Source organism: Streptomyces sp. NPDC057682 (genome assembly GCF_042799575.1).
Lineage (GTDB): Bacteria > Actinomycetota > Actinomycetes > Streptomycetales > Streptomycetaceae > Streptomyces.
In genome coordinates this window covers 366112-390733 of the sequence record NZ_JBHVIN010000002.1, presented here as the reverse complement: position 1 = coordinate 390733, position 24622 = coordinate 366112, and the positions used below count along the sequence as shown (strand labels likewise).

The 24622-nt window shown below is 73.6% G+C and carries 19 protein-coding genes; 11 read left to right on the top strand and 8 right to left on the bottom strand.

The genetic code is table 11. From position 1 onward, the window contains the following. Positions 1–5 precede the first annotated feature (5 nt). From ACFVDM_RS04470 to ACFVDM_RS04450, 5 genes are all read left to right on the top strand, one after another. On the top strand, positions 6–992 hold the full coding sequence (locus ACFVDM_RS04470) for an AAA family ATPase (RefSeq protein WP_383633042.1): 987 nt from the start codon (positions 6–8) through the stop codon (positions 990–992). Continuing rightward, positions 992–4516: an SAV_2336 N-terminal domain-related protein gene (locus ACFVDM_RS04465; RefSeq protein WP_383633039.1), complete on the top strand. Its 3525-nt coding sequence runs from the start codon at positions 992–994 to the stop codon at positions 4514–4516. Before ACFVDM_RS04470 ends, ACFVDM_RS04465 begins: the two co-directional genes overlap by 1 nt. Before the next feature lie 496 nt (positions 4517–5012). Continuing rightward, complete coding sequence (gene ppdK / locus ACFVDM_RS04460; protein ID WP_383633036.1) at positions 5013–7724, top strand: pyruvate, phosphate dikinase; 2712 nt, start codon at positions 5013–5015, stop codon at positions 7722–7724. Between the two features lie 468 nt (positions 7725–8192). Continuing rightward, the gene (locus ACFVDM_RS04455) at positions 8193–9209 is read left to right on the top strand and encodes an ArsR/SmtB family transcription factor (protein WP_383633033.1); all 1017 of its coding nucleotides are present in this window, start codon (positions 8193–8195) and stop codon (positions 9207–9209) included. Between the two features lie 163 nt (positions 9210–9372). After that, positions 9373–9792, top strand: a complete 420-nt coding sequence (locus ACFVDM_RS04450) for a VOC family protein (protein WP_383633030.1) — start codon at positions 9373–9375, stop codon at positions 9790–9792. A 60-nt stretch (positions 9793–9852) separates the two neighbouring features. Here the strand turns inward: ACFVDM_RS04450 and ACFVDM_RS04445 are convergent, their stop codons facing one another. The 3 genes from ACFVDM_RS04445 to nirB form a co-directional block, all read right to left on the bottom strand. Then, complete coding sequence (locus ACFVDM_RS04445; RefSeq protein WP_383633027.1) at positions 9853–11019, bottom strand: alkaline phosphatase PhoX; 1167 nt, start codon at positions 11017–11019, stop codon at positions 9853–9855. Positions 11020–11133: 114 nt separating this feature from the next. Beyond that, complete coding sequence (gene nirD, locus ACFVDM_RS04440; protein WP_383633544.1) at positions 11134–11502, bottom strand: nitrite reductase small subunit NirD; 369 nt, start codon at positions 11500–11502, stop codon at positions 11134–11136. 14 nt (positions 11503–11516) lie between these two features. Then, the gene (gene nirB / locus ACFVDM_RS04435) at positions 11517–14111 is read right to left on the bottom strand and encodes a nitrite reductase large subunit NirB (RefSeq protein ID WP_383633024.1); all 2595 of its coding nucleotides are present in this window, start codon (positions 14109–14111) and stop codon (positions 11517–11519) included. A gap of 252 nt (positions 14112–14363) precedes the next feature. Here nirB and ACFVDM_RS04430 point away from each other — a divergent pair, with 252 nt between their 5' ends. Continuing rightward, on the top strand, positions 14364–15152 hold the full coding sequence (locus tag ACFVDM_RS04430; RefSeq protein WP_383633021.1) for a sulfite exporter TauE/SafE family protein: 789 nt from the start codon (positions 14364–14366) through the stop codon (positions 15150–15152). 24 nt (positions 15153–15176) lie between these two features. Here ACFVDM_RS04430 and ACFVDM_RS04425 read toward each other — a convergent pair whose 3' ends face one another. The 3 genes from ACFVDM_RS04425 to ACFVDM_RS04415 form a co-directional block, all read right to left on the bottom strand. After that, a complete protein-coding gene (locus ACFVDM_RS04425) occupies positions 15177–15800 on the bottom strand; it encodes a class F sortase (protein ID WP_383633018.1) in 624 nt (207 codons plus the stop codon). 108 nt (positions 15801–15908) lie between these two features. Beyond that, positions 15909–16823, bottom strand: a complete 915-nt coding sequence (locus ACFVDM_RS04420) for a hypothetical protein (protein WP_383633015.1) — start codon at positions 16821–16823, stop codon at positions 15909–15911. A gap of 427 nt (positions 16824–17250) precedes the next feature. Beyond that, positions 17251–18048, bottom strand: coding sequence for an aminotransferase class IV (locus tag ACFVDM_RS04415; protein ID WP_383633012.1), 798 nt, complete (start codon positions 18046–18048; stop codon positions 17251–17253). 115 nt (positions 18049–18163) lie between these two features. Between ACFVDM_RS04415 and ACFVDM_RS04410 the strand changes: the two genes are divergently transcribed. Together ACFVDM_RS04410 and cutA are read left to right on the top strand one after the other, a co-directional pair. After that, on the top strand, positions 18164–18787 hold the full coding sequence (locus ACFVDM_RS04410) for an NADPH-dependent FMN reductase (protein WP_383633009.1): 624 nt from the start codon (positions 18164–18166) through the stop codon (positions 18785–18787). Between the two features lie 67 nt (positions 18788–18854). Continuing rightward, positions 18855–19199 carry a divalent-cation tolerance protein CutA gene (cutA, locus tag ACFVDM_RS04405; protein ID WP_383633006.1) on the top strand — a complete coding sequence of 115 codons (345 nt, stop codon included), beginning with the start codon at positions 18855–18857 and terminating at the stop codon, positions 19197–19199. Positions 19200–19227: 28 nt separating this feature from the next. Here the strand turns inward: cutA and ACFVDM_RS04400 are convergent, their stop codons facing one another. Then, a complete protein-coding gene (locus ACFVDM_RS04400; RefSeq protein ID WP_383633003.1) occupies positions 19228–19977 on the bottom strand; it encodes a vancomycin high temperature exclusion protein in 750 nt (249 codons plus the stop codon). 129 nt (positions 19978–20106) lie between these two features. On the opposite strand from ACFVDM_RS04400, the gene ACFVDM_RS04395 reads away from it, so the two are divergent. The 3 genes from ACFVDM_RS04395 to ACFVDM_RS04385 all read left to right on the top strand — a co-directional run bounded on the left by ACFVDM_RS04395 (position 20107) and on the right by ACFVDM_RS04385 (position 23384). Further along, positions 20107–20898, top strand: a complete 792-nt coding sequence (locus tag ACFVDM_RS04395) for a Cof-type HAD-IIB family hydrolase (RefSeq protein ID WP_383633541.1) — start codon at positions 20107–20109, stop codon at positions 20896–20898. A 171-nt stretch (positions 20899–21069) separates the two neighbouring features. After that, positions 21070–21999, top strand: coding sequence for a sirohydrochlorin chelatase (locus ACFVDM_RS04390; RefSeq protein ID WP_383633000.1), 930 nt, complete (start codon positions 21070–21072; stop codon positions 21997–21999). A gap of 56 nt (positions 22000–22055) precedes the next feature. Further along, positions 22056–23384: a deoxyguanosinetriphosphate triphosphohydrolase gene (locus ACFVDM_RS04385; protein ID WP_383632997.1), complete on the top strand. Its 1329-nt coding sequence runs from the start codon at positions 22056–22058 to the stop codon at positions 23382–23384. Here the strand turns inward: ACFVDM_RS04385 and ACFVDM_RS04380 are convergent. Then, positions 23365–24477: an ArsR/SmtB family transcription factor gene (locus ACFVDM_RS04380; RefSeq protein WP_383632994.1), complete on the bottom strand. Its 1113-nt coding sequence runs from the start codon at positions 24475–24477 to the stop codon at positions 23365–23367. The two genes, ACFVDM_RS04385 and ACFVDM_RS04380, sit on opposite strands and share 20 nt — an antisense overlap. Positions 24478–24622: the final 145 nt, after the last annotated feature.

The following is a 24622-nucleotide window of genomic DNA, read 5'->3' as shown; positions in this document are numbered from 1 at the left end:
AACCGATGAGCACCGACTGGCGGCTCTTCCACGGAGGCGACATCGAGCCGCATCCCGTCACCGCGTGGCCCGCGCCGCCGCCGTGGCGGACCTTCGGCGGCGGCGAGGCCCCGGCGGAGGGCGAGGAGACGGCGCCCGAGCGGCCCCGGCGCCGGTACGTGATCTCCGAGACCGACCGCGACATCGTGAACACCGCCCTCCACCTCCACCGCCCGCTGCTCGTCACCGGCCCTCCCGGCACCGGCAAGTCCACGCTCGCCCGAGCCGTCGCGCGCGAACTCTGCCTGGGCGAGGTCCTGCACTGGGCGGTCAACAGCCGCTCCACCCTCGCCGAGGGGCTGTACCGCTACGACGCGGTCGGCCGGCTCAGGGACGCCTCGCTGCGCGGCGGCGCCGCCGACGAGGACACCGCCGAGCCCGATATCGGCGACTACCTCCGGCTCGGCCCGCTCGGCACCGCCCTCCTGCCGCGCGCCGCACCGCGGGTGCTGCTCATCGACGAGCTGGACAAGGGCGATGTCGACCTGCCCAACGACCTGCTCACCGTGTTCGAGGAGGGGACCTACGAGATCCCCGAACTGGCCCGGCTGAAGGGCGATTCGGCGCAGGTCCGGGTCACCGGCCCGGACGACGGCCGGGTCACCGTCACCGGCGGCCGGGTCACCTGCCGCACCTTCCCCGTCGTGGTCATCACCAGCAACGGCGAACGCGAGTTCCCGCCCGCCTTCCTGCGCCGCTGCGTCCGCCTGGACCTCAAGCAGCCGGACGCCGAACAGCTCCGCTCCATCGTCGGCATGCACCTCGGCACGGACGCCGCCGCACAGGCCGAGCGGCTGATCGAGGAATTCCTGCGGCTGCGCGACAACCAGGCGCACGACCTGGCGACCGACCAGCTGCTCAACGCCGTCCATCTGCGCGTCTCGGGCGCGGCGATGGACTTCGACAAGCTGCGCGACACGGTGTTCCGCTCGCTCGGGGACCTGGACGCCTGATGTTCGACCGGCTCACCTCCCTGCTCGGCCGCGCCGGGGTGGACCTGTCCACCGAGGAGCTGCTCGACGTCCTGTGGATCGCCGAGGTGCGGCGGCGGGGCGGGCCGGGGGACGAGCCGCCACCCGGTCCGGAGCCGGACGCCCGCCCGGTCCGCCCCCTCGAACCGGAGGAGGCGGCCCGCGACCACGACACGCGCCGGTCCGGCCACGACCTGCCGGTGCTGCCCGAACCCGAACCGGAACGCGCCGAGCCCCAGGGCCTGTACGCCCCCGCCGCCGACGGCACCGCGGCGGGCCGCACCTCGCGCCCGGTCGGCGTGACCGGGGTGCGGTCCCTGGAGTCCCAGCGCGCCCTGAACCGGGCGATGCGCCCGCTGCGCCGCACGGTCGCCTCCCGTACCGACCTGGTGCTCGACGAGGCGGCGACCGTCGAGCGGATGGCCGAGTCCGCCCTGCCCGAACCCGTCCTGCGGCCCCGGCCCGAACGCTGGCTGAGCGCCGTCCTCGTGGTCGACGACGGCCCCTCCATGGTGCTCTGGCAGCGGTACGCCGCCGAGGTCCGCGCCCTGCTGGAGAGCCAGGGCACCTTCCACGACCTCCGCGTCCACGGCCTCGACAGCTCCGGCGGCCCCGGCCCGCTGCTGCACGCCCACCCCTTCGCCCCCGGCCCGCACCCGCCGGCCGTCCTGCGGACCGACCCGGTGCGCCCCACCGTGGTCCTGGTGGTCTCCGACACGGTGGGACCCGCCTGGCGCTCCGGCGCCGTCCCCGCCCTGCTGCGGGGCTGGGCGCGGAAGGGCCCCGTCGCGATCCTCCAGCCGCTGCCCGAACGGATGTGGCCCGCCCCCGGCGGCCACCCCGCCGAACGCCTCCGGGTCCGCTCCCGCCACCCCGCCGCCCCCGGCCGCACCCTGCGCGTCAGCCACCCGGTGCTCCCGCCCGAGCTGATGACCTACGAGGGCACGCCCGTCCCGGTCCTGGAGGCGACCGAAGGGCAGCTCGCCCCCTGGGTCTCGCTCCTCGCCGACGGCGACAGCCGCGCCGCGCTGCCGGTGCTGATGATCCCCGACACCGACCCGGCCCCCCGCCCCGAGCCCCCGGCGCCCGCCCCGGCGCCCCCGCCCACCCCCGAGGAGCGGTTCCGCCGCTTCCGGGAGGCGGCCTCCCCGGAGGGCCGGCGGCTGGCCGGAGCCCTGGCCTCGGTCACCCCGCTCACCCTGCCCGTCATGCGCGTCGTCCACGAGGCCCACCGCGCCGCCGGGGGCACCTTCCACCGCGCCCAGCTCGCGGAGGTCTTCCTCGGCGGTCTGCTGCGCCGCTCGGACCGGAGCACGACCGGCGAAGGCGCCGAGTACGCCTTCCTCCCCGGCGTCGCCGACCTGCTCCTCGACACCGTCCGCACCTCCGTGGCCCTGGACACCGCCGACCGCGTCGCCAGGTACCTCCTGGAACGCAGCGGCCCCGGACCCGAGTTCCGTGCCCGGCTCTCCGGCGACGGCCCCGACGCCACGACGAGCCTCCCCGACCACGCCGGCCCGTTCGCCGCGGCCTCCCCGGAACTCCTGCGCCGCCTCGGCCTCACCGACGCGCGACGCACCGACCCGCCCCCGGACACCCCCGACCCGGCCCCCGACGGGGAACCGGAGCCCGACGGACCGGTGGGCCCGGCCGAGCTGTACGTGATGGAGGAGATGGCGCCGGCGCTGGTGGCGTTCGCGCAGCGGTTGCTGGACGACCCGTCGACTCCCGGGGTCGTGGTGCTGGAGGCCGACCACATCGTGGACCTCGCGGAGAGCTGGCAGCCGGGGTTCGGCTGGAGCCCGGTGACCCAGGTCCCCGCCCTCGGCCGACGGCTCGTCGAATGCGGGCTGACCGGCTACCGGGACGAGTTGGTGGGGCTGATCCGCGAACACGTGGCGGTCCTGCGGACGCGGACCGATCTCGTCACCCGGAACACCTGGGGCCACCTCGCGATCGCGCTGAGCGGTCTGGGGGAGACCGCCGAGGCGACGGGCGAGCTGCGGGCGATCATCGCCCTCGCCGCCGAGGTCCACGGCCCCGACCACGGCTACACCCTCAACGCCCGCCAGTTCCTCCTGGAGATGCTCTACGACGACGACTGCTACGCGGAGGCGGTCGAGGAGGGCGAGGCCCTGCTGGCGACGTACCAGCGGTTGGACGGCGAACGGTACGGGTGGGAGTACACCCAGGCCCTGAAGTACCAGGCGTACGCCCTCCACCGGCTGGAACGGTCGCAGGAGGCGGAGGAACTGCTGTCCAGGGTGCTCGCGTGGCAGGAGGGGGACGCGGTCACGCTCAGCACGAGACTCCACACCCGCTCCTGGTACGCGGCCACGCTCTCCGAGCAGGGCCGGTACGCCGAGGCGGAGGCCGAACTGCGCGCCGGTCTCGCGGAAGTGGAGGCAGCCGACGAGGACGTCGAGGGCGCGGGTCCGATCCGGATCACGGACAGTCTGGCGGACCTCCTCGACGACCTCGGACGGTACGAGGAGGCGGAGCCGTTCCGCCGGGCCACCGTCGAGGCCAGTGAGCGGTACTACGGACCCGACCGGAGGACCACGTTCCAGGCGCGGCGGGACCTGATCGCGACGCTGCGCGGCCTGGAGCGCTTCCCGGAGGCGCGTGACGAGGCCGACGCGCTGGAGCCGCACGTCGTGCAGGCGCTGGGCGAGTACCACCGGGAGACCCTGCTCGTGCGCGAGCTGCAGGCGCTCGTCCGCGCGGACCTGGCCGAGTACGACGACGCGGTGGAGCGGATGCACCGGCTGATCGGGCAGACGGAGAGCCTCGGCGCACGGGAACGGCGGACCCTGCTCAGCTTCCGCCACGACCTCGGGACCGTGCTGCACGCGGCGGAGCGCTCCGAGGAGGCGGCGGACCTGCTGCGAGCCCTCTTGCCGGACATGAGCGAGGAGCGGGGCCCGGAGGACACCTTCACCGGGCTGACCCGCTACCACCTGGCCCATGTGCTGACGTCCCTGGACCGTGACGAGGAGGCGCTCGCCCTCTTCCAGGAGCTGCTGGTCATCGAGGAGCGCACCCTGCCCGAGTGGAGCCTGTCCCTGGCGAAGACCCGGCACCGGACGGCGACGGTTCTCACGGACCTCGAACGCCACGGGGAAGCGGCCGCACTCATGGATCTCGTGTGGAACGCGCATACACGCGCGATGGGCCCGGACGCCCTGCCCACGCTCTCCGTCGGACACCGCTACGGCGTCGCCCTGACCGCCGCGGGCCGCCCCCAGGAGGCTGTCGACCTCCTCACGTCCGTCGTCGAGGGACGCCGCGCCCGGCGCGGTGAGGCCCACCCCGACACCCTCCGCTCCCGCCAGCGGCTGGGCGACGCGCTGGCCGCCCTGGGGTCGACGGACCGGGCCCGCGCCGAGTGGACGGCGGTGCGGGACATCGCGTCCCGGGAGCTGGGCGAGGACCATGCGATCGTGCGTACGGCGACGGAGGCTCTGGCGGCACCGGGTGCCCCACCCACCTCTCCGCTCAAATGAGCGCCTAGGGAGGGGTGAATCGCGCGCGATTCACCCCCCGCCTCCCCATTCGTGGTGCATCAAGGGGCAGAGGATCGCCATACGTGACCGGGTCGGCACCATCCGCTGCCCTTCAGGTGTCCGGATGGTGACATCTGAGCGGCCCCTCCGGCGTGATCCTCGCCACGCCTGATGCCTTGATCGCTCACATGAGCGCTCTTTCGGGGGATGCACTTCTCAAATGACGGCACTGCGTGCCAGCGGCTCACACTTTGATCGATCGACGCTTCCCTTACGCACTGTCGCGAAAGTGACGAAAAATGATCGCGGTGCGTAGTTATGCGTTTAAGAAATGAACGAATGAATCCGGCGGGACTCCGACTCGCTCCACTTTCGATCTGCTGGCGGACGGGTGGTTGCGGCCGTACGACGCGCAAGTGGACGTACCCACGCACCTTCGATCTGGGTATGTTCCTCGCCGTCAGGGCAGCCACCGCGTCTTCGAGGAGTCGAGACCGTGTCGGAAAACAGTGATGTGCAGAAGTTCGTCTACGACTTCACCGAGGGCAATAAAGATCTGAAGGACCTCCTCGGCGGGAAGGGGGCCAACCTCGCCGAGATGACCAACCTCGGTCTTCCCGTCCCTCCCGGGTTCACCATCACGACCGAGGCGTGCAAGGTCTACCTCGACAGCGGTGAGGAGCCGGCCGCCCTGCGCGACGAGGTGAGTGCGCACCTCGACGCCCTGGAGACCCGGATGGGCAAGAAGCTCGGCCAGGCGGACGACCCGCTGCTGGTCTCCGTACGCTCCGGCGCCAAGTTCTCCATGCCCGGCATGATGGACACGGTCCTCAACATCGGGCTCTCCGACGCCTCCGTGACCGGTCTCGTCGCCCAGTCCGGCGACGAGCGGTTCGCCTGGGACTCCTACCGCCGGCTCATCCAGATGTTCGGCAAGACCGTCCTCGGGGTCGAGGGCGACCTCTTCGAGGAGGCGCTTGAGGAGGCGAAGGCGGCCAAGGGCGTCACCGTCGACGTGGACCTGGACGCGGCCGATCTGAAGAAGCTGGTCAAGCAGTTCAAGAAGATCGTCGCCCGGGACGCCGGACGCGACTTCCCGCAGGACCCGCGCGAGCAGATGGACCTGGCCATAAAGGCCGTCTTCGAATCGTGGAACACCGACCGGGCCAAGCTCTACCGCCGCCAGGAGCGCATCCCCGGCGACCTCGGCACCGCCGTCAACATCTGCTCCATGGTCTTCGGCAACCTCGGCCCCGACTCCGGCACCGGCGTCGCCTTCACCCGGGACCCGGCCAGCGGCCACCAGGGCGTGTACGGCGACTACCTGCAGAACGCGCAGGGCGAGGACGTCGTCGCCGGGATCCGCAACACCATGCCGCTCGCCGAGCTGGAGTCCATCGACAAGAAGTCGTACGACGAGCTCATGGGCATCATGGAGACGCTGGAGACCCACTACAAGGACCTCTGCGACATCGAGTTCACCATCGAGCGCGGCCGGCTGTGGATGCTCCAGACCCGGGTCGGCAAGCGCACCGCCGGGGCCGCCTTCCGGATCGCCACCCAGCTCGTGGACCAGGGGCTCATCGACGAGGCCGAGGCCCTCCAGCGGGTCAACGGCGCGCAGCTCGCGCAGCTGATGTTCCCGCGGTTCGACGACGACGCGAAGACGGAGCTGCTGGGCCGGGGCATCGCCGCCTCGCCGGGCGCCGCCGTGGGCAAGGCCGTCTTCGACTCGTACACCGCGATCAAGTGGTCCCGCTCCGGCGAGAAGGTCATCCTGATCCGCCGCGAGACCAACCCCGACGACCTCGAAGGCATGATCGCCGCCGAGGGCATCCTGACCTCGCGCGGCGGCAAGACCTCGCACGCGGCGGTCGTGGCGCGCGGCATGGGCAAGACCTGTGTCTGCGGTGCCGAGGAGCTGGAGGTCGACACCAAGCGCCGCCGGATGACGGTCGGCGGCACGGTGATCGAGGAGGGCGACCTCGTCTCCATCGACGGCTCCACCGGCAAGGTGTACCTCGGTGAGGTACCCGTCGTACCGTCCCCGGTCGTCGAGTACTTCGAGGGCCGGATGCACGCGGGCGCCGACGACGCTGACGAACTGGTCGCCGCCGTGCACCGCATCATGGCGTACGCGGACCGGGTGCGCCGGCTGCGGGTGCGGGCCAACGCGGACAACGCCGAGGACGCCCTGCGGGCCCGGCGGTTCGGCGCCCAGGGCATCGGCCTGTGCCGCACCGAGCACATGTTCCTCGGCGAGCGCCGCGAGATGGTCGAGAAGCTGATCCTGGCCGACACCGACCAGGAGCGCGAGACGGCCCTGGAGGAGCTGCTGCCGCTCCAGAAGGCCGACTTCATCGAGCTGTTCGAGGCGATGGACGGACTGCCCGTCACCGTACGGCTGCTGGACCCGCCGCTGCACGAGTTCCTGCCCGACATCACCGAGCTCTCCGTACGCGTGGCGCTCGCGGAGTCCCGCAAGGACGCCAACGAGAACGATCTGCGCCTCCTCCAGGCCGTGCACAAGCTGCACGAGCAGAACCCGATGCTGGGTCTGCGCGGGGTCCGGCTCGGCCTGGTCATCCCCGGACTCTTCGCCATGCAGGTCCGGGCGATCGCCGAGGCCGCCGCCGAGCGCAAGAACGCCAAGGGCGACCCGCGCGCCGAGATCATGATCCCGCTCGTCGGCACGGTCCAGGAGCTGGAGATCGTCCGCGAGGAGGCCGACCGGGTCATCGCCGAGGTCCAGGCCGCCACCGGCACGAACCTCAAGCTGAAGATCGGCACCATGATCGAGCTGCCGCGCGCCGCGCTGACCGCCGGTCAGATCGCCGAGGCGGCGGAGTTCTTCTCCTTCGGCACCAACGACCTGACCCAGACCGTGTGGGGCTTCTCCCGCGACGACGTGGAGGCCTCGTTCTTCACCGCGTACCTGGAGAAGGGCATCTTCGGGGTGTCGCCGTTCGAGACGATCGACAAGGACGGCGTCGGCTCGCTGGTGCGCAGCGCGGTCGCGGCCGGCCGGGCCACCCGCCCCGATCTGAAGCTCGGCATCTGCGGCGAGCACGGCGGCGACCCCGAGTCGGTGCACTTCTTCCACGAGGTGGGCCTGGACTACGTCTCCTGCTCCCCGTTCCGCATTCCGGTGGCGCGCCTCGAAGCGGGCCGGGCGGCGGCGGAGGCGAAGGGCAGCGACAGCCGCTGACCCCCGAGCGACCGATTCCGGAGGCCGGTGCCGGACCGGGAGACCCTCGGCGGTCCCGGCGGCGGCCACGGAATTCCCCCTGAGCGGCGGCACCCTGTGCGGGGGTGCCGCCGCTCCGCCATTCCCCTTTTCGTTTAATGCGCAAAGAGATCGGCCCATGCCCGCGGGCGGGCCCGGAACGGACCGGGGTGCGGTCCATGGATCCCCACCCATGGACCGCACCCCTCTTACCCCCGTCGCGTGCGGAGCCGCACCGTCACCAACCGCCGCCGAACGAGCAAAACCCCCCACGGCCTTCACCCGCTCTTCCGGTGGTTCCGGAATCGCACCCGACGCCGTACAGCCTTTCGGTTGGCGACGGGTCCGGGCGAGACGTTTCAGCTCTGGCCGAAACCCCGTGGTGACGGGTAGTTACGCTTCGCATACTCTTGGGCAGGGGTAATTGCACGTGCAAGGGGTGGGGGTTCGGTGCTGCGTATCCATGTGTCCGGATGGGACCTTTCCACGGTGCGGATGGCCACCCGGCCGGACGCATTATGGGAGACCATTCTCAGCTTTCACCGGCTCAGGGACCGCCGGGCTTCCACGGTCTTCGGGAAATGGCGTACGGAAACCCGGACCCGGTTGAATAGTGAAGTACGCCTGCTGTCCTCCGTCGTGCCATCCCGCGGCTATTTCCCCGACTTTCTGACGCCTTCCGGCGGTGGTCCCGAGCCGCTGGACTTCGCGGGCGGAATCGAGGTCCTGCGCGACACCCCGCCCGAGCGGCTGCGCGCCGAGCTGGCGGTGCTGGGCACCCAGGCCGCGGCCTGCGGCAGGGGCGCCGCCCGGCGCGCGCTCCGGCCGCTGGAGCCCGACGCGCTGGGGGAGGGGCGCACGGAGCCCCTGGGGCGGCTCATCGGCGCGCTGCGCGCCTACCACCGCGCCGCCGTCGAGCCCTACTGGCCGCACATCCAGGCGAGCATCGAGGCCGACCGGACCGTCCGCGGCCGGGCCCTGCTGGACGGCGGCCCCGAGGAGCTGCTCGCCTCGCTCCCGCCGGTCATCCGCTGGCGCGCCCCGGTCCTGGAGGCGGACTACCCCTTCGACCGGGAACTGCACTTGGACGGCCGCGGGCTGCTCCTCCAGCCGTCCTTCTTCTGCCGGGGCACCCCGGTCGTCTTCCGGGACCCGCTGCTCCCGCCGGTGCTCGTCTACCCGGTCACCCACGCCGCGGCCCCCGCCTTCGCCGAACCGGGCCCCTGGCTCGGCCGGCTCCTCGGCTCCACGCGGTCCACGGTCCTGAGGGTGATCGGCGACGGCTGCACGACCAGCGAGCTGGCCCGCAGGGCCGGGGTCTCCCTCGCCTCGGCCAGCCAGCACGCCTGTGTGCTCCGGGAGGCCGGCCTCGTGCACACCCTGCGCCACGGCAGCGCGGTCCTCCACACGCTCACCCCGCTCGGCGGGGCGCTGCTGCGCGGGGGTGCGCCGCTGGCCGTGCCCTGATCCCGGCCGCCGTCCCGCCGTTTGAGGAAAGGTTTTCTCTCCGGCGCCGCACGGAAGGGATTTCCTCGTCCGGGGCCGATGAGTTCCCGGCGGTCCGGGCGTCTACCCGGTGTGAGCGCGTTCGAGCGACGCACCGACCCACCACCGAGAGAGCGTGACGGCCATGCCCCAGATGATCTTCGTGAACCTGCCCGTCAAGAACCTGGCGACGACCAAGGACTTCTTCGGCAAGCTGGGCTACTCCTTCAACCCCCAGTTCAGCGACGAGCACACCGCCTGCATGGTGATCAGCGACGCGATCTTCGCGATGCTCCTGGAGGAGCCGCGCTTCAAGGACTTCACCAAGAAGGAGGTCGCCGACGCCTCCGCGACCACCGAGGTGATCCTCGCGCTGAGCGCCGACAGCCGCGAGAAGGTGGACGAGCTGGTCGACGCCGCCCTCGCCCACGGCGGTTCGCCCGCCAACGACACCCAGGACCTCGGCTTCATGTACGGCCGGTCCTTCCAGGACCCCGACCACCACATGTGGGAGGTCGTGTGGATGGACCCGGCGGCCGTCGAGAGCGGCGGCGAGCCCGCCTGATGGCGGGAGAGGCAGCCGCGCGGCGCCGCTACGGACGCCGCGCGGCCGGGGTCCGGGCGCTCAGCCGCGGAACGGCCCCGTGACCTCGTAGGTGATGCCGCCGGACGAGCTGCCGCTCGTTCCGCGCTGCGAGGAGAAGTAGAGCCGGCTGCCGTCCGGGGAGAAGGCCGGGCCGGTGATCTCCGAGCCCGACTGGCCGCTGATCCGCAGGAACGGGGCGACCGTGTCGTCCGGGGTGATCAGGCAGATCTCCATGTTCCCGCCGTCCTCGGCGACGTACAGATCGCCCGAGGCGGACCGGGTGACGTTGTCGACGCCCGTCAGCGGGGCGCTGCCGCCCGTGACGAGCGAGTCGTCGTAGGCGAGCGAGATGCTGGACGCGTCCGCGTCGTACGCCCACACCCGGTTGTCGCCCTTCGTGGTGAACCAGCAGGTGCCCGCCGCGTAGAAGCAGCCCTCACCGCCGTTGAACACCTTGGCGCCCGCGACCTGGTAGCGGGTCTGGGTGGGCGAGCCGTCCGGGTCGGGGACCGTCGACCAGGTCACCGGGCCCGAGGTGCCGGTCCCCGCCACCAGCACCTGAAGCGTGCCGGCGGACAGGTCGCCCCAGGTGGTGGGGCGGAAGCGGTAGAAGCGGCCGTCCGTCTCGTCCTCGGTGAGGTAGACGTACCCGTGGTCCGGATCGGCCGCCGCGGCCTCGTGCTTGAAGAGGCCCAGCGCCGGGCGCCGCACGGCCGCCTTCACACCCCACGGGTCGGTCTCGTGGACGGCGCCGCGGCTGACCTCCTCGCAGGACAGCCAGGTGTTCCACGGGGTGCGGCCACCCGCGCAGTTGTTGTTCGTTCCGGACAGGATCCGGTAGGCGGACGTGACGGTGCCGGAGGCGTCGAAACGCACCGCGCTCGCCCCGCCGCCGCTGCCGGAGGAGACCTCGGCGTTGGAGACGTAGATCCAGCCGCTGCCGTCGGCGAACGTGGCGCCCCCGTCGGGCGCGCTGTGCCAGGCGTACGAGGTGCCGGGGACGGTCTGCCCCGAACGGGCGACGATCCTGCTGGTGAAGCCGGCCGGCAGCAGGATCCCGTTGCCGTTGGCCGCCTGGAGCGCGCCGTACGGGCCGGTGGCCGGCTGGGCGGGGCCGGCGAAGGCGGCACCCCGCCACAGGGTGCCGCCGAAGGCCGCGGCCGAGCCGCCGACAACGGCGGTGCGAAGGAAGGTCCGACGTTCCACGATCACTCCACGGGTGAGTGAGGGCCCGCCGGTCCGGTCGGCCGGCGGGTCGAACGTCAGGACAGTAGAGGGACGCAGTTGACGGAGCGTCAACACGCGGTGAACGGACCGTGCTCAGTCCGCCCGGACCTCGAAGACCGGGACGGACACCTCGTCGTCGTCCAGACAGGCCCCCGTCGCCAGGTCGAAGCGCTGCTTCAGCAGCGGCGAGGCGACGAACGGCTGCCCGTCCGCCGAGCCGACCAGTCCGCGCGAGAGGACGTACGCCCCGGTGAACGGATCGCGGTTGTCGATCGCGTACGCCCGCCCCGCCCGGTCCAGGAACAGCGCCACCTGCCGGCCGTCCGGCAGCAGGGCCGCGACGCCCCGGCCGGGCGTCAGCACCGAGCGGTCGCACACCGTGAGCCAGCCGTCCCCGGCCGCGAGCCGCACGGCACCGGCCGCCGCCCGCTCCGGCCGCGGAGCCGTCGTCCGCGGGGTCATCGTCTCTGTCGTCATCAGGAGGGGGTCCCTTCAAGCGTGCGGATGGCGAGTACGGGGCCGGCGAGGATGTCCAGGTCGGGCTTGACCTGGTCGCGCTCGGGCACGAACCTCACCGACGGATCGGGCGCGTCGGGCGCGTTGACGAAGGTGACGAAGCGGCGCAGCCGCTCCGGGTCGTTGATGGTCTCGGCCCACTCGTCGCGGTAGCCGCGGACGTGGTCGGCCATCATCCGCTCCAGCTCGTCGCAGAGCCCGAGCGAGTCGTGCACGACGACGTCCCGGACGTGCTCCAGGCCGCCCTCGATGCGCTCCAGCCAGGCGGAGGTGCGCTCCAGCCGGTCCGCGGTGCGGATGTAGAACATCAGGAAGCGGTCGATCAGCCGCACCAGTTCGGCGTCGGACAGGTCCTGGGCGAGCAGATCGGCGTGGCGCGGGGTCGCGCCGCCGTTGCCGCCCACGTACAGGTTCCAGCCCCCGGCGGTGGCGATGATCCCGAAGTCCTTGCCCCGGGCCTCCGCGCACTCCCGGGCGCACCCCGAGACCGCCGACTTCAGCTTGTGCGGGGAGCGCAGGCCCCGGTAGCGCAGCTCCAGGTCGATCGCCATCTTCACGGAGTCCTGGACGCCGTAGCGGCACCAGGTCTGCCCCACGCAGGACTTGACCGTCCGCAGCGACTTCCCGTACGCGTGCCCCGATTCGAAGCCCGCGTCGACGAGCCGGGTCCAGATCAGCGGCAGCTGGTCCACCCGGGCTCCGAACAGGTCGATCCGCTGACCCCCGGTGATCTTCGTGTAGAGGCCGAAGTCGCGGGCCACCTCACCGATCACGATCAGCTTCTCCGGGGTGATCTCGCCGCCGGGGATGCGCGGCACGATCGAGTACGAGCCGTTGCGCTGGAGGTTGGCGAGGAAGTGGTCGTTGGTGTCCTGGAGCGCGGCCTGCTCGCCGTCCAGGACGTAGCCGCTGGCGCCGACCGTGGGGGCCAGCGAGGCGATGACCGAACCGACCGCGGGCTTGCAGATCTCGCAGCCGTCACCGCCGCGCGCCTCCTCCCGTCCGTGCGAGTCGAGCAGTCCGGCGTAGGAGGTGATCCCCAGGGTGCGGACGATCTCGTACAGCTCGCTCCTGGTGTACGCGAAGCAGCCGCACAGCCCCTGGTCCGCGCTCTGCGGGAGCAGTTGGCCGATCACCTTGACGCAACTGCCGCAACCGGTGCCCGCCTTGGTGCACTTCTTCACCTCGGGGAGCGTGGTGTGTTCGCAGATCGCGCCCTTGGTGACGTTGTGGCAGGAGCAGATCACCGCCTCGTCGGGCAGCGCGGACGGACCGAGGGCGACCGGCGCGCCGGCCCCGGCGGGCAGGACCAGGTGTTCCGGGGCGACCGGCAGCACCGTGCCGGTCAGCGGGCGCAGCATGCCGTACTGCTCGGCGTCCCCGACCAGCACCCCGCCCAGCAGCGTGCCGTCCCGGCCGACGACGAGCTTCTTGTAGACGCCGGAGCGGGCGTCGGCGTACACCACGTCGAGGCAGTCCTCGGCGGTGCCGTGCGCGTCGCCGAAGGACGCCACGTCCACCCCGAGCAGCTTCAGCTTCGTCGACAGATCGGCGCCGGTGAACGCGGCCTCCTCGCCCGCGATCACCTCGGCGGCCGTCCGCGCCATCTCGTAGCCCGGCGCCACCAGCCCGTACACCCGGCCGTCGGAGGCGAGCGCGCACTCGCCGATCGCGAAGACCGCCGGGTCGGAGGTGCGGCACGCCTCGTCGACGACGATCCCGCCGCGCTCCCCGACCTCCAGCCCGCACTCCCGGGCCAGTTGGTCGCGGGGGCGCACCCCGGCCGAGAACACCACCAGGTCCGTGGCGAGCACGGAGCCGTCCGAGAGCGCCATCCCGGTCACCGCGCCGTCCCCGCCGGTCAGGACCTCCTGGGTGCCGACCCCCGTGTGGACGCCCAGCCCCATCTCCTCGATGGTGCGCAGCAGCGCCGCGCCGCCGCCCTCGTCGACCTGGACGGGCATCAGCCGGGGCGCGAACTCCACCACATGGGTCTCCAGCCCCAGGCCCTTCAGCGCGCCCGCGGCCTCCAGCCCGAGCAGACCGCCGCCGACCACCGCGCCGGTCGTCGCGTTCTTCGCGTACGCCTCGATCGCGAGCAGGTCCTCGATCGTCCGGTAGACGAAGCAGCCCGTGCCGTCCCTGCCGGGGACCGGCGGGACGAACGGGTACGAGCCGGTGGCCAGCACGAGCGTGTCGTACGCGAGGACCTCCCCGGACCGCGCGGTGACCGTGCGCGCCGCCCGGTCCACGGACACCGCCGGATCGCCGGTGCGCAGCTCGAAGCCGTGCCGCTCCATGAAGCCGTCCTCGACCAGCGACAGCTCCTCGGGGGTCCGCCCCGCGAAGTACGAGGTCAGCTGCACCCGGTCGTAGGCGGGGCGGGGCTCCTCGCAGAGCACGACGACCCGGGCGGTGCCCGCGGCGGCCGTCAGCCCGCGCTCGGCGAGGGACTCCAGGAAACGCTGGCCGACCATGCCGTGTCCGACGACCACGATCGTCGGCACGGGCGTCGCGGTGGAGGTGCGGTCGGTCGGGGAAGGGGACTCCGGCATCTCAAGGGCCTCCGTCGTCGCTCGGCGGACACCACGTCCGTGTCCTCATGCCAGGAAGCGTGCCGGGAGGGTGTTACCCGGCCGGATCCCCGCTGTTTCCCGGGAGGAACCGTGCGCTCAGCGCTCCGGACCGCCGTCTGTGAGGGCCGGGGAGGGGCCTTCGACCTGCGCGGGACGCCCCCGGCTCAGATGTAGCTCAAGCTTTCGATCACGGTTGGACGCGATACATGCCCCTTCCATACAGTCGCGGACATGCCTGACATCACCCTGACCACCCTGGTCGTGCTGTGCCTCGCCGCGGCCGCGGCGGGCTGGATCGACGCCGTGGTCGGGGGCGGCGGACTGCTCCTGCTGCCCGCGCTGCTGCTCGGCCTGCCGCACCTGCCGGCCGCCCAGGTCCTCGGCACCAACAAGGCCGTCGCCATCGTCGGCACCTCGGGCGCGGCCGTCACCTACGCGCGCAGGGCGCCGGTCCGCGTCGGCACCGCCGTCCGGATCGGTCTGGCCGCCCTGGCCGGTTCGATGACCGGGGCCTTCTTCGCCGCCGGGATCAGCAGCGAGGTGCTGCGCCCGGTGATCATGGTGGTGCTGCTGGCGGTCGCCGCGTTCGTGATGCTGCGGCCCCAGTTCGGCCGGGCCTCCGGGGACGGTACGGCTCCGAAGGTCACCCGGGCCCGCACCGTCACCGCGATCGTCCTGGTCGGCGGCGGGATCGGCCTGTACGACGGGCTCTTCGGGCCGGGCACCGGGACCTTTCTGGTGCTGGCGCTGACCGCGGTGCTCCACCTCGATCTGGTGACGGCCTCCGCCACCGCCAAGATCGTGAACGTCTGCACCAACGCCGGAGCCCTCGCGATGTTCGCCCACCAGGGCAATGTGCTGTGGCAGCTGGCCGCCCTGATGGCCGTGTTCAACCTGGCGGGCGGGCTGCTCGGGGCGCGGATGGCGCTCAGCCGGGGCAGCGAGTTCGTGCGCGGCGTGCTGCTGGTGGTCGTCTTCTCCCTGGTCGCGAAGCTCGCCTTCGACCAGTGGCACGCCTGAGCGGCACGGACCCGGGCGGGCCGGTCAGCGCACCCCGGTGAGATGGGCGTACGCCACCACGTTCCCCCGGTAGCCGGTCGCGGGGGAGAAGCCGCCGCCGCAGGTGATCAGCCGCAGCGAGGCGTGCTCCGAGGCCCCGTAGACCCGCCGGTCGGGGAAGTCCTCGTTCTCGTACACCTCGATCGCGTCGAGCGCGAAGACGGCCGTGCGGCCGTCCTGGCGCAGCACCTCGATGGTGCTGCCCTTCTTCATCGCCCCCAGGTCGTAGAAGACCGAGGGCCCGTCGGCGTTGTCGACGTGGCCGGCGACGATCGCGGTGCCCTTGGCGCCGGGCGGGGTGCCGTCCTTGTACCAGCCGACGATGTCGGTGTTCCCGGCCGGAGGGACGTCGAGACTGCCGTCCGGGCCGAGTCCCAGCCGCATCATCGGGGCGTCCACCCGGATGGCGGGGATTCTGATGCGCACCGGCGCGGAGGGCTTCAGCGGCGCGGCGACCGGGGAGCCGGGCAGCAGCCCGGGGCCGGCGGCGAACGCGTCGGCGGCGGCCGGGGCGGGCGGCGTCAGCTGGGTGCCGGCCCCGTTGCGGATCAGCCAGAGACCGGCCAGCGCCGCGACGACGAGCAGCCAGCCCTTGGCCTTCTGGGACACGGTCGTCCTCCGGGAGACGAGTGCCGGACGGGGGAAAGGGGTCCCGTCCCGGTGGCGCGGGGCCACCGGGACGGAGACCGGGCGGTCACGGAGAGGTGGAAGTCTCCGTCAGCCGTCCCGCGTGCCGCTCGCCCGGCGACGCAGGAGCCAGGCTCCGCCGACGGCGGTCGCGGCGAGAACGCCGGCTCCCGCCGCGATCTGGGTGGTGTCCGGGCCGACGCTGCCGCCGACACCGGTCTTCACGTGCCCCGTGGGGGCGGTGGGCTCGGCCGAGGGGTGGCGGCCGGCCGGGGTCTCGTGGCCGGAGGACGTGTCGTCCCGGCCGGGGGAGGAGCTCGCACGACCGGGTGCGCTCGGGCGCTGCGACGGGCTCGCCCAGTCGCCGGACGAGGACAGGCCGGCGGCGTCCGGGGCGTCCGGCACCAGGGCCGAACCCTCCGCCTCCGCCTCGTCGAGCCCGGCCGAACCGTACGGCTCGGTGCCGTACGCGTCCGAGGGCAGGCCGCTCCCGGTGTCGTCCGAGGGCAGACCGCTCCCGGAGGCGTCGTCCGCCGGCGCGTCGGACTCGGGGGCGCGGTCCGAGGTGTCCTGGCCGGCCGTGTTTCCGCCGGGCCGGTCACCGGCGGACTGCCCGGTGTCCTTGGACGCGGCACCGGCCGCCCGCACCTCGATCTCGCCCGTGGCCCGCTTGCCGTTCGCGCAGTCCACACCGATGCGGTACGGCCCCGGCTCGGCGTTGCCCGGCACGGTGAACGTCCCGGCCAGCACCTCCTGGAGCGTGGCCGGGGCCAGCCGGAACTCCGGCGCGTCCAGGGACTTCGCGTCCCCGGTGGCGGCCGTGTCGCCGCCGCACGCGGTGGTGTTCACGGTGACCACGGCACCCGGGGCCGCGCTCGCCGGAGTGATCTCCAGGGACGCCGCCGGCTCCCCGTACGCGGACGGGGCGGCGGCGCCCAGGCCGAGCGCGGCGGCGGTGAGGGCAGCGGCGGCGGTGCCGGTCACGAGGCGGGCAGGACGGCGCATGAGGAGTTCCTCCGAGCGGGAAGGCGCGGGCTGGTGTGTCCTGCCCCGAGCCAACCGCCGCACCGCCGCCGACGCGCGCTGACATCGGGTCAGCTTTCACCCGACCGGACCGGTGCCGCCTCCTTGCCAACCGGCATGACCGCAGGTCACAGCGGTGAAAGCGGGCAAAGGCGTGGCCGGTCCGGTGCCGGGTGCCGATCGGGTGACTCCGCCGCGCGGAAAATCTCGTACGCCCCGCGCATGAGCCGGCCGACGGCGGGCACATGAAGCACACCCCCCACGGGACGGTGCGACACCGCCGCCCCCGGCCACCGCCCCCACCGGACCCGCCCCCCCCTGGGCCCGGTGGGGGCGGACCGTCGGAACGGGCCGGTCGGCCCCTGCCGCGGAGCGGGTTGTCCCCGGGCGGCCCCTCGGGGCGCGGCCCTCAGATCTCGTCCGCCGGGACCGCCTCGTACACCGCGGCCAGCCGGCCCATCAGCTCCTCGTCGACGGCGAACCGGACCTCCCCGATCCGGGCGACCGGTGCCATGCCCTGCGAGTTGGTGACGAACGCCGCGCGGTAGGCGGCCAGCCCGTCCACGGTCACGGACCGGCGCACCGAGGGAACGCCCGCGTCCGGCAGCCCCCGCTCCAGCAGCGCCATCGTGACGCCCAGCAGCGCGGGGGCCTGCGGCCACACGACCGACGCGCCGTCCCAGAACCCGATGTTGGTGATCGCGCCCTCGGTCACCTCGCCGTCCGGCAGGGTCAGCAGCGCGTCGTCGAACCCGGCCCGGCGGGCCAGATTCCCGTGGTGGACCGGTCCGAAATCGCCGGGCCGCTTGAGGTGCGGCACGGTGCGCGCGTGCGCGACGGGCAACAGGCTCGTGGGCGTCGGCGCCATCCGGGCCGGCGCGCGCACCGTGACCACCGGCAGGGCCCCGGCCCCGTCCGGCGCCCGCATCCCGTGCACCCGCACCGAGGCGTCCACCGCCCCCGCCCGCTTCAACGCCCCCCGGACCAGTTCCCGGACCCGGTCCCCCTCCAGCGGCAGCCCGAACAGCTCCCGGTGCGCGGAGTCCAGCCGTGCCAGATGCAGCTCCAGACCCCGTACCCGACCGTTCCTGACCTGCATGGCCGTGAAGTGCCCGAATCCGGCGAAGGCCATCGCCCGCAGGTCGTCCTCGGTGGCGGGGTGTCCGTCGAACTCGGCGTACGGGAGCGGGGTGGTGGGAGTCGTCATGGCGCCCACCGTAGGCGGCGTACGCACACCCGGGAAAGGCGGTGGGGCGCCGCGCGTCGACGTGCCGCGAGCCGCCGCTTGACCTCAACCAAACTTGATGTACGAACCTCTCGCCATGGACCTCACCACAGCCGGAAACCCGGCCACCGACGCATCCCCGACCGCCCCGCTGAAGGTCGCGGTCATCCTCGCCAGCAACCGCGAGGGGCGCTTCGCCCCCGTCGTCGCCGACTGGTTCCTCTCCCGGACCGGGGAGCACCCCGGCATCACGACCGACCTGGTCGACGTCGCCGAGCTGAATCTGCCGACCGCCCTCTCCTACGGCCCCGGGCCCGAGGACCGGGCGCTGCTCGCCGAGGTCTCGGCGCGGCTGGCGGCGGCCGACGCCTTCGTCGTCGTCACCCCCGAGTACAACCACTCCTACCCGGCCCCGCTCAAGAACCTCATCGACTGGCACCGTGCCGAATGGCAGGCGAAACCGGTCGCGTTCGTCTCCTACGGCGGGATCTCCGGCGGTCTGCGCGCGGTCGAGCACCTGCGCCAGGTCTTCGCCGAACTGCACAGCGTCTCCATCCGCGACACCGTCTCCTTCCACAACGCGGGCGCCCTCTTCGACGACGAGGGCCGCCACCGCGACCCGGCCGGCCCCGAGGCCGCAGCCAAGGCGCTCCTGGACCAACTGGTGTGGTGGGGCAGGGCGCTGAGGGAGGCCAGGGCCGCCCATCCGTACGCCGCCTGAGCCGCGGATCCGGGCGGCGGGCCCGACAATGGAGAAGACCCGCCGCCCGCACCGAGGAGAGACGACCGTGACCCGGACACCGCCCGCCTGGCTGACCGTGCTCACCACCACGGACAGCGAGGAGAAGGCCCGGACGCTCGCGCGGGGAGTGGTGGAGGCCCGGCTCGCCGCCTGCGTCCAGATCTCCGGGCCCGTCACCTCCGTCTACCGCTGGCAGAACGGCATCGAGACGGCCGAGGAGTGGCACCTGTTCCTCAAGACGTCGGCCGAACGGTACGAGGAGCTGGAGGCCCACATCGAGCGCGAGCACGACTACGACACCCCGGAGATCATCGCGCTCCCCGTGGTCCGGGGCAGCGCCCGCTATCTGGGCTGGATCTCCGCCGAGACGGCACCGGTCACCTCGCTCTGACCCGGGCCCAGGGCGTGCCCGGGTGCCGTCACCGCCCGGCGGCCGCCGCCAGCGCCTCGTGGACCCCCGGTTCCTTCGGCCCCAGGAAACGGGGGTCGGGTGCGAACAGCGCGTCCAGCGCCGCCTTCCCCGCGGCGAACACCTCGCGCGTCCCGCCGTAGTACCAGGTCACATCGTGGACGTCGTCGACCCCGACGCCGTACGCGTCGATCCCCGCCGCCCGGCACAGCGCCGTCGCCCGCCGGATGTGGAAGCGCTGGCTCACCAGGACCGCCCGGTCGACGCCGAAGATCTTCTTGGCCCGGACGCAGGAGTCCCAGGTGTCGAAGCCCGCGAAATCGCTGACCACGCGGTCGTCCGGCACGCCCCGGGCGACCAGATAGGCGCGCATCGCGTCCGGCTCGTCGTACTCCGTCCGGCTGTTGTCGCCCGTCACCAGCACGACCCGCACCTTTCCCTCCCGGTACAGCCCGGCCGCCGCCGAGAGCCGCCTCGCCAGATACGGGGACGGCTTCCCGTCCCACAGCCCCGCGCCGAACACCACGGCCACGTCCCGGGCGGGCGCGTCCGCCGCCGTCCCGGTCCGCCCCTCGGCCGCCAGATACAGCCAGGTGGCCGGGGCCAGCGCCAGCACACACGCGGCCATCACCCCCTGTACGGCCCGCCGCCGCCCGCGCCGGGTCCGCGGCACGCACCGCACGGCGGCCCCGCGCACCCGCGCCGCCGCCCTCCGCAGCCGACCCCGCACCGCCCGGCCGCCCCGTGGCCTCCACCGCATCCGGCACCCCGTCCCTTCGTCACCGGGGCGGTGGTCCAGCGCACCACCCCTCAGTGACGGACGAACTGACGGCCGAAAGGGTTCTCCGGACCCGGCCGCCGGTAGCATCGGCCGATGGTGTTCCCACGGCTGATCGCCTCAGATCTCGACGGCACGCTCCTGCGCAACGACGGCACCGTGTCGCCCCGCACGCTGCGCGCCCTGCGCAGGGCGGAGGAGGCCGGTACGGAGATCGTCATCGTCACCGCCAGGCCGCCCCGCTTCGTCGACCGGCTCGCCGAGGCCGCCGGCCTCACCGGCACGGCCGTGTGCAGCAACGGCGCCCTCGTCTACGACATCGCCACCCGCACCGTCGTCACCTCCCGCGTCCTGCCCCTGCCCACCGCCCGCCGGGTGGCCGACGTGCTCGCCGCCGCACTGCCCGAGGTGGGCTTCGCCCTGGAGACCGGCAACCAGGTCCTGTACGAACCCGCCTACCGGCTGCGGCTGTCCGAGGACGCCGGCGCCGAACTCCCCGTCCCCTCCTTCGCCGACCTCTGGCTGACCGAGGCCCCCGTCACGAAACTGCTCGCCTGGTCCGACCGGCTCGACGCCGACACCCTGCTCGCCGCGGCCCGGAGCGGCACCGGCGACGAGGTGCAGGTGACCCACTCGGGCGGCCACGGGCTCCTGGAGATCAGCGCCCCCGGCGTCACCAAGGCCGGCACCCTGGACCTGCTCTGCGCGGCCCGGGGCATCACCGCCGCCGAGGTCATCGCCTTCGGCGACATGCCCAACGACCTCACCGTGCTCACCTGGGCGGGCACCGGCTACGCCATGGCCAACGCCCACCCGTCGGTCCTCGCCGCCGTCCCCGTCCACACCGCCAGCAACGAGGCGGACGGCGTCGCCGAAGTCATCGAACGCCTCTTCACGGACTGACGACCCGGACCGGTTCCCCGTCGGGCGTACGGCAGGACTTCCCGGACCTGCCCCGCCCCGGCGCAGCGCCCTCCTGGCTGACGGTGGTCCGGGGCGCCCCGTGAGGCGGTCCGAAAGCTCCCGTGACCGGCACGCAACGCGACGGCAACCCGCACCCGGCACCCTCGGTCCATGAACCCGTCGGCATCCCAGGAGCCCCCGCCCCTCGACAGCACGGCGCACCTGCTCACGCGCATCGGCGCCGAGCTCGGTGCCGGGCTCGGCCGCGTCGCGCCGGAGGGCCCGCGCCCCGCCCACCGCACCCGGCCGCACCCCGTACCGTCCCGGGCCCCCGCCCTCGTCGCCGTCGCCCACGGCAGCCGCGACCCCCGGGCCCTGCACACCGTGACCCGGCTGCTGGACCGCGTACGGGAACTGCGCCCCGGACTCGACGTCCGGCTCGGCCACATCGAGCTGAACGCACCGCTGCTGTCCGACACCCTGGCCGGGCTCCGGGGCGGCGACGCCGTCCTCGTCCCGCTGCTGCTGGGCCGGGGCCACCACGTCACGCACGACATCCCGCGCGCCGCCGAGGCCGCACCCGCCGTGCGCACCCGCCGCGCCGCCCCGCTCGGACCGCATCCGCTGCTGGTCGAGGCGCTGCACGGGCGGCTCACCGAGGCGGGCTGGCGGACCTCGGACGACGGCAACCGCAACAGCGCCGTGGTGCTGGCCGCCGCCGGCTCCCGCGCCCCCGAGTCCGCGGCCGACACCCGCCGCACCGCGCACCTGCTGTCCGAACGGCTCGGCTCAGTGCCCGTCGTGCCCGCGTACGCCTCCGCCGCCGCCCCCACCGTCCCGGCCGCCCTGCGCGCGCTCGCCGCCCGGGGCCACCGCCGGATCGCCGTCGCCTCGTACTTCACCGCACCCGGACGCTTCGCCTCCGCCGCGGCCGACGCGGCGCCCTGGATCGCCGCCGAACCGCTGGGCGCGCATCCGGCGATGGCCCGGCTGCTGCTCCACCGCTACGACCGCGCCCTGACGGAACCGGGCCCCCGGGAGGCCGGCCCCGGCCGGGACCACGGCGTGCCGGTGCCCACCCGCTTCCCGGCCCCCGCCTGAGCCGTACGGCCGCCGTCGCGGCCCGTTCGTCAGAGGCGCGGATTACTGTCGATGCCATGGACGGCACCCAGCCCACGCACCCCACGGCCGGCGGACAGGACCACGGCACCGCGCCCTACGGCCCGGCCGACGCCGAGCGCTGGGACCCCGAGCCGGACAAGCGGCCCGGCCGCACCGCGTTCCAGCGCGACCGCGCCCGGGTGCTGCACTCCGCCGCGCTGCGCCGGCTCGCCGGGAAGACCCAGGTCGTCGCCCCCGGCACCCGCAGCCACGTCTGGGACGCCAGCCCCCGCACCCGGCTCACCCACTCCCTGGAATGCGCCCAGGTCGGCCGGGAACTCGGTGCCGCGCTCGGCTGCGACCCCGACCTCGTCGAGGCCGCCTGCCTCTCCCACGACATGGGACACCCGCCCTTCGGCCACAACGGCGAACAGGCGCTGAACGACTTCGCCTCCGACTGCGGCGGCTTCGAGGGCAACGCCCAGTCGCTGCGGCTGCTCACCCGCCTGGAGCCCAAGCGTTTCGTGCCCGACACCCGCACCGGCGACCTCGTCAGCGTCGGCCTCAACCTCACCCGCGCCGCGCTCGACGCCGCGACCAAGTACCCCTGGCCCCGGGGCGCCCACCCCACCGCCCCCGGCTCACCGAAATTCGGCGTCTACGAGGACGACCTGCCCGTCTTCCGCTGGTTCCGCGAGGGCGCCCCCGAGGGCCGCACCTGCTTCGAGGCCCAGGTCATGGACTGGTCCGACGACGTCGCCTACTCCGTCCACGACTTCGAGGACGGGCTGCACGCCGGACACATCGACCCCAACTGCCTGGACGCCGAACCCGAACGCCGCGCGATCTGGGACGTCGCCGTCGGACGGTACGTCCCCGCCGGCACCGACCCGGAGGAACTGGCCGAGGCCCTGGACCGGCTCATGGACCAGGAGTGGTGGCCGCACGGCTACGACGGATCGGCCGTCGCCCAGGCCCGGCTGAAGGACGCCACCAGCCAGCTCATCGGCCGCTTCTGCCTGGCCGCCGAGAGCGCCACCCGGCAGACGTACGGCGGCGGCCGGCTCACCCGCTACGGGGCCGCGCTCGTCGTCCCCCGCGAGACCCGCAACGAATGCGCCGTTCTCAAGGCGGTCGCCGACCGCTATGTGATGCAGCGCGCCGAACAGGAGACGATCCGCGCCGAACAGCGCGTCGTCATCGCCGAACTGGCCGCGGCGCTGACCGCTCGCGCCCCCGAGGGCCTCGAACCGCAGCTCCGCGCCCTCTACGAGTCCGCCCCGGACGACCGGGCCCGCAAGCGCGTCCTGGTCGACCAGATCGCCGCGCTCACCGACGCCTCGGCCCGCACCCTGCACCACACCCTCACCACACCCCCCCGCTGACCCGCCCGGCGGGCACCGCCGCCCGCGCCTCCCGCCGGTGCGCCCCGCCAGCAGGCGCAGAGCACGCCCGCGCGGGCGGCGCCGGGTACGCCCCGTTCATCAGCGCGTCGCCCAGCGCCGTGCGCCGGTGCACCACCGAGGGCCCGCACCGCTCCGACACGACCAGCCCCGCCTCCCGCAGCACCGAGGCGTGCCGGCTCGCCGTCGACAGCGCCAGCCGCAGCACCGAGCCCAGCTGCGTCGTGCTCAGCGGCCGCTCCAGCACCTCCAGCACCGCCGCCCGGGTGTGACCGACCAACTGCGCCACCGCCGGCCGGACCGCCTCCCCCCGCTCGCCCCGGTCCGCCCCGGCCCGCTCCAGCCAGCCCGGCCGCGGGGTCAGCGGATGGACGAGGACCTGGTCCAGCCCCGGATCGGCCAGCGCCACCGGATGACGGACGCAGAAGAACGCCGGGATCAGCGTCAGCGCCCGCCCGTCCAGCCACTTCTCGCTCGCCACCGGATACGGCGCCTCCAGCACCCGGTTCTCGTCCCGCCAGGTCAGATCCGGCTGATAGGTCGCGAGCAGCCCGTCGCTGCCCCGGTCCAGCGCCGCCTGCGCCCGCACCGGCCGGTCGGCGGCCACCGCCGCCCCGATCTCCGCGGCGTACGGCGCGACCGCCACCGCGTAGTAGCGGCGCAGCGCGTCCCCGAGCCGGCCCAGTGCCACGCGGTCGCCCCCGGCCAGCCGCCGCGCCCCCGCGGGCATCCGGCCCGGACCGTACAGCTGGGACACCTCGGCGGACAGCCGGGGCACCGGGGTGGACAGCACCCGGTCGATCCCGGTCTCCAGCTCCGTGACGCCCTGCCCCGGCGTCAGGAAGTCCGGGAAGTACGTGGCGAACGGGCAGAGCCGGGCCAGGTCCGCCACCGTGTCCGTCAGCCCGGCCCGCGCGAGCCCCGCGCGGACCTCCCGGCGCCACGGGTCGAAGACCAGCGCCGCCTGCCGGTTCTGGAGCAGGTGCAACGACAGCACGAGCTCCCACATGGGATCGGGACCCGTGGCCACGCGCAGCCTGGTCAGGTCCTCGCTGGTGAAGTGGATACGTAACATGCGTCCCCCGAGCGCTCCACGTACACACCGCCCGGCGCGCGCGAGTCAGGTGCGCACCGGCCGGACCTTCACGGTAACCGGATCCCGGTCCCCTCCGCCCGCCCTCCGGACACCTTTGCGTTCTCGTCGAAAGGTGCGGCGCGGC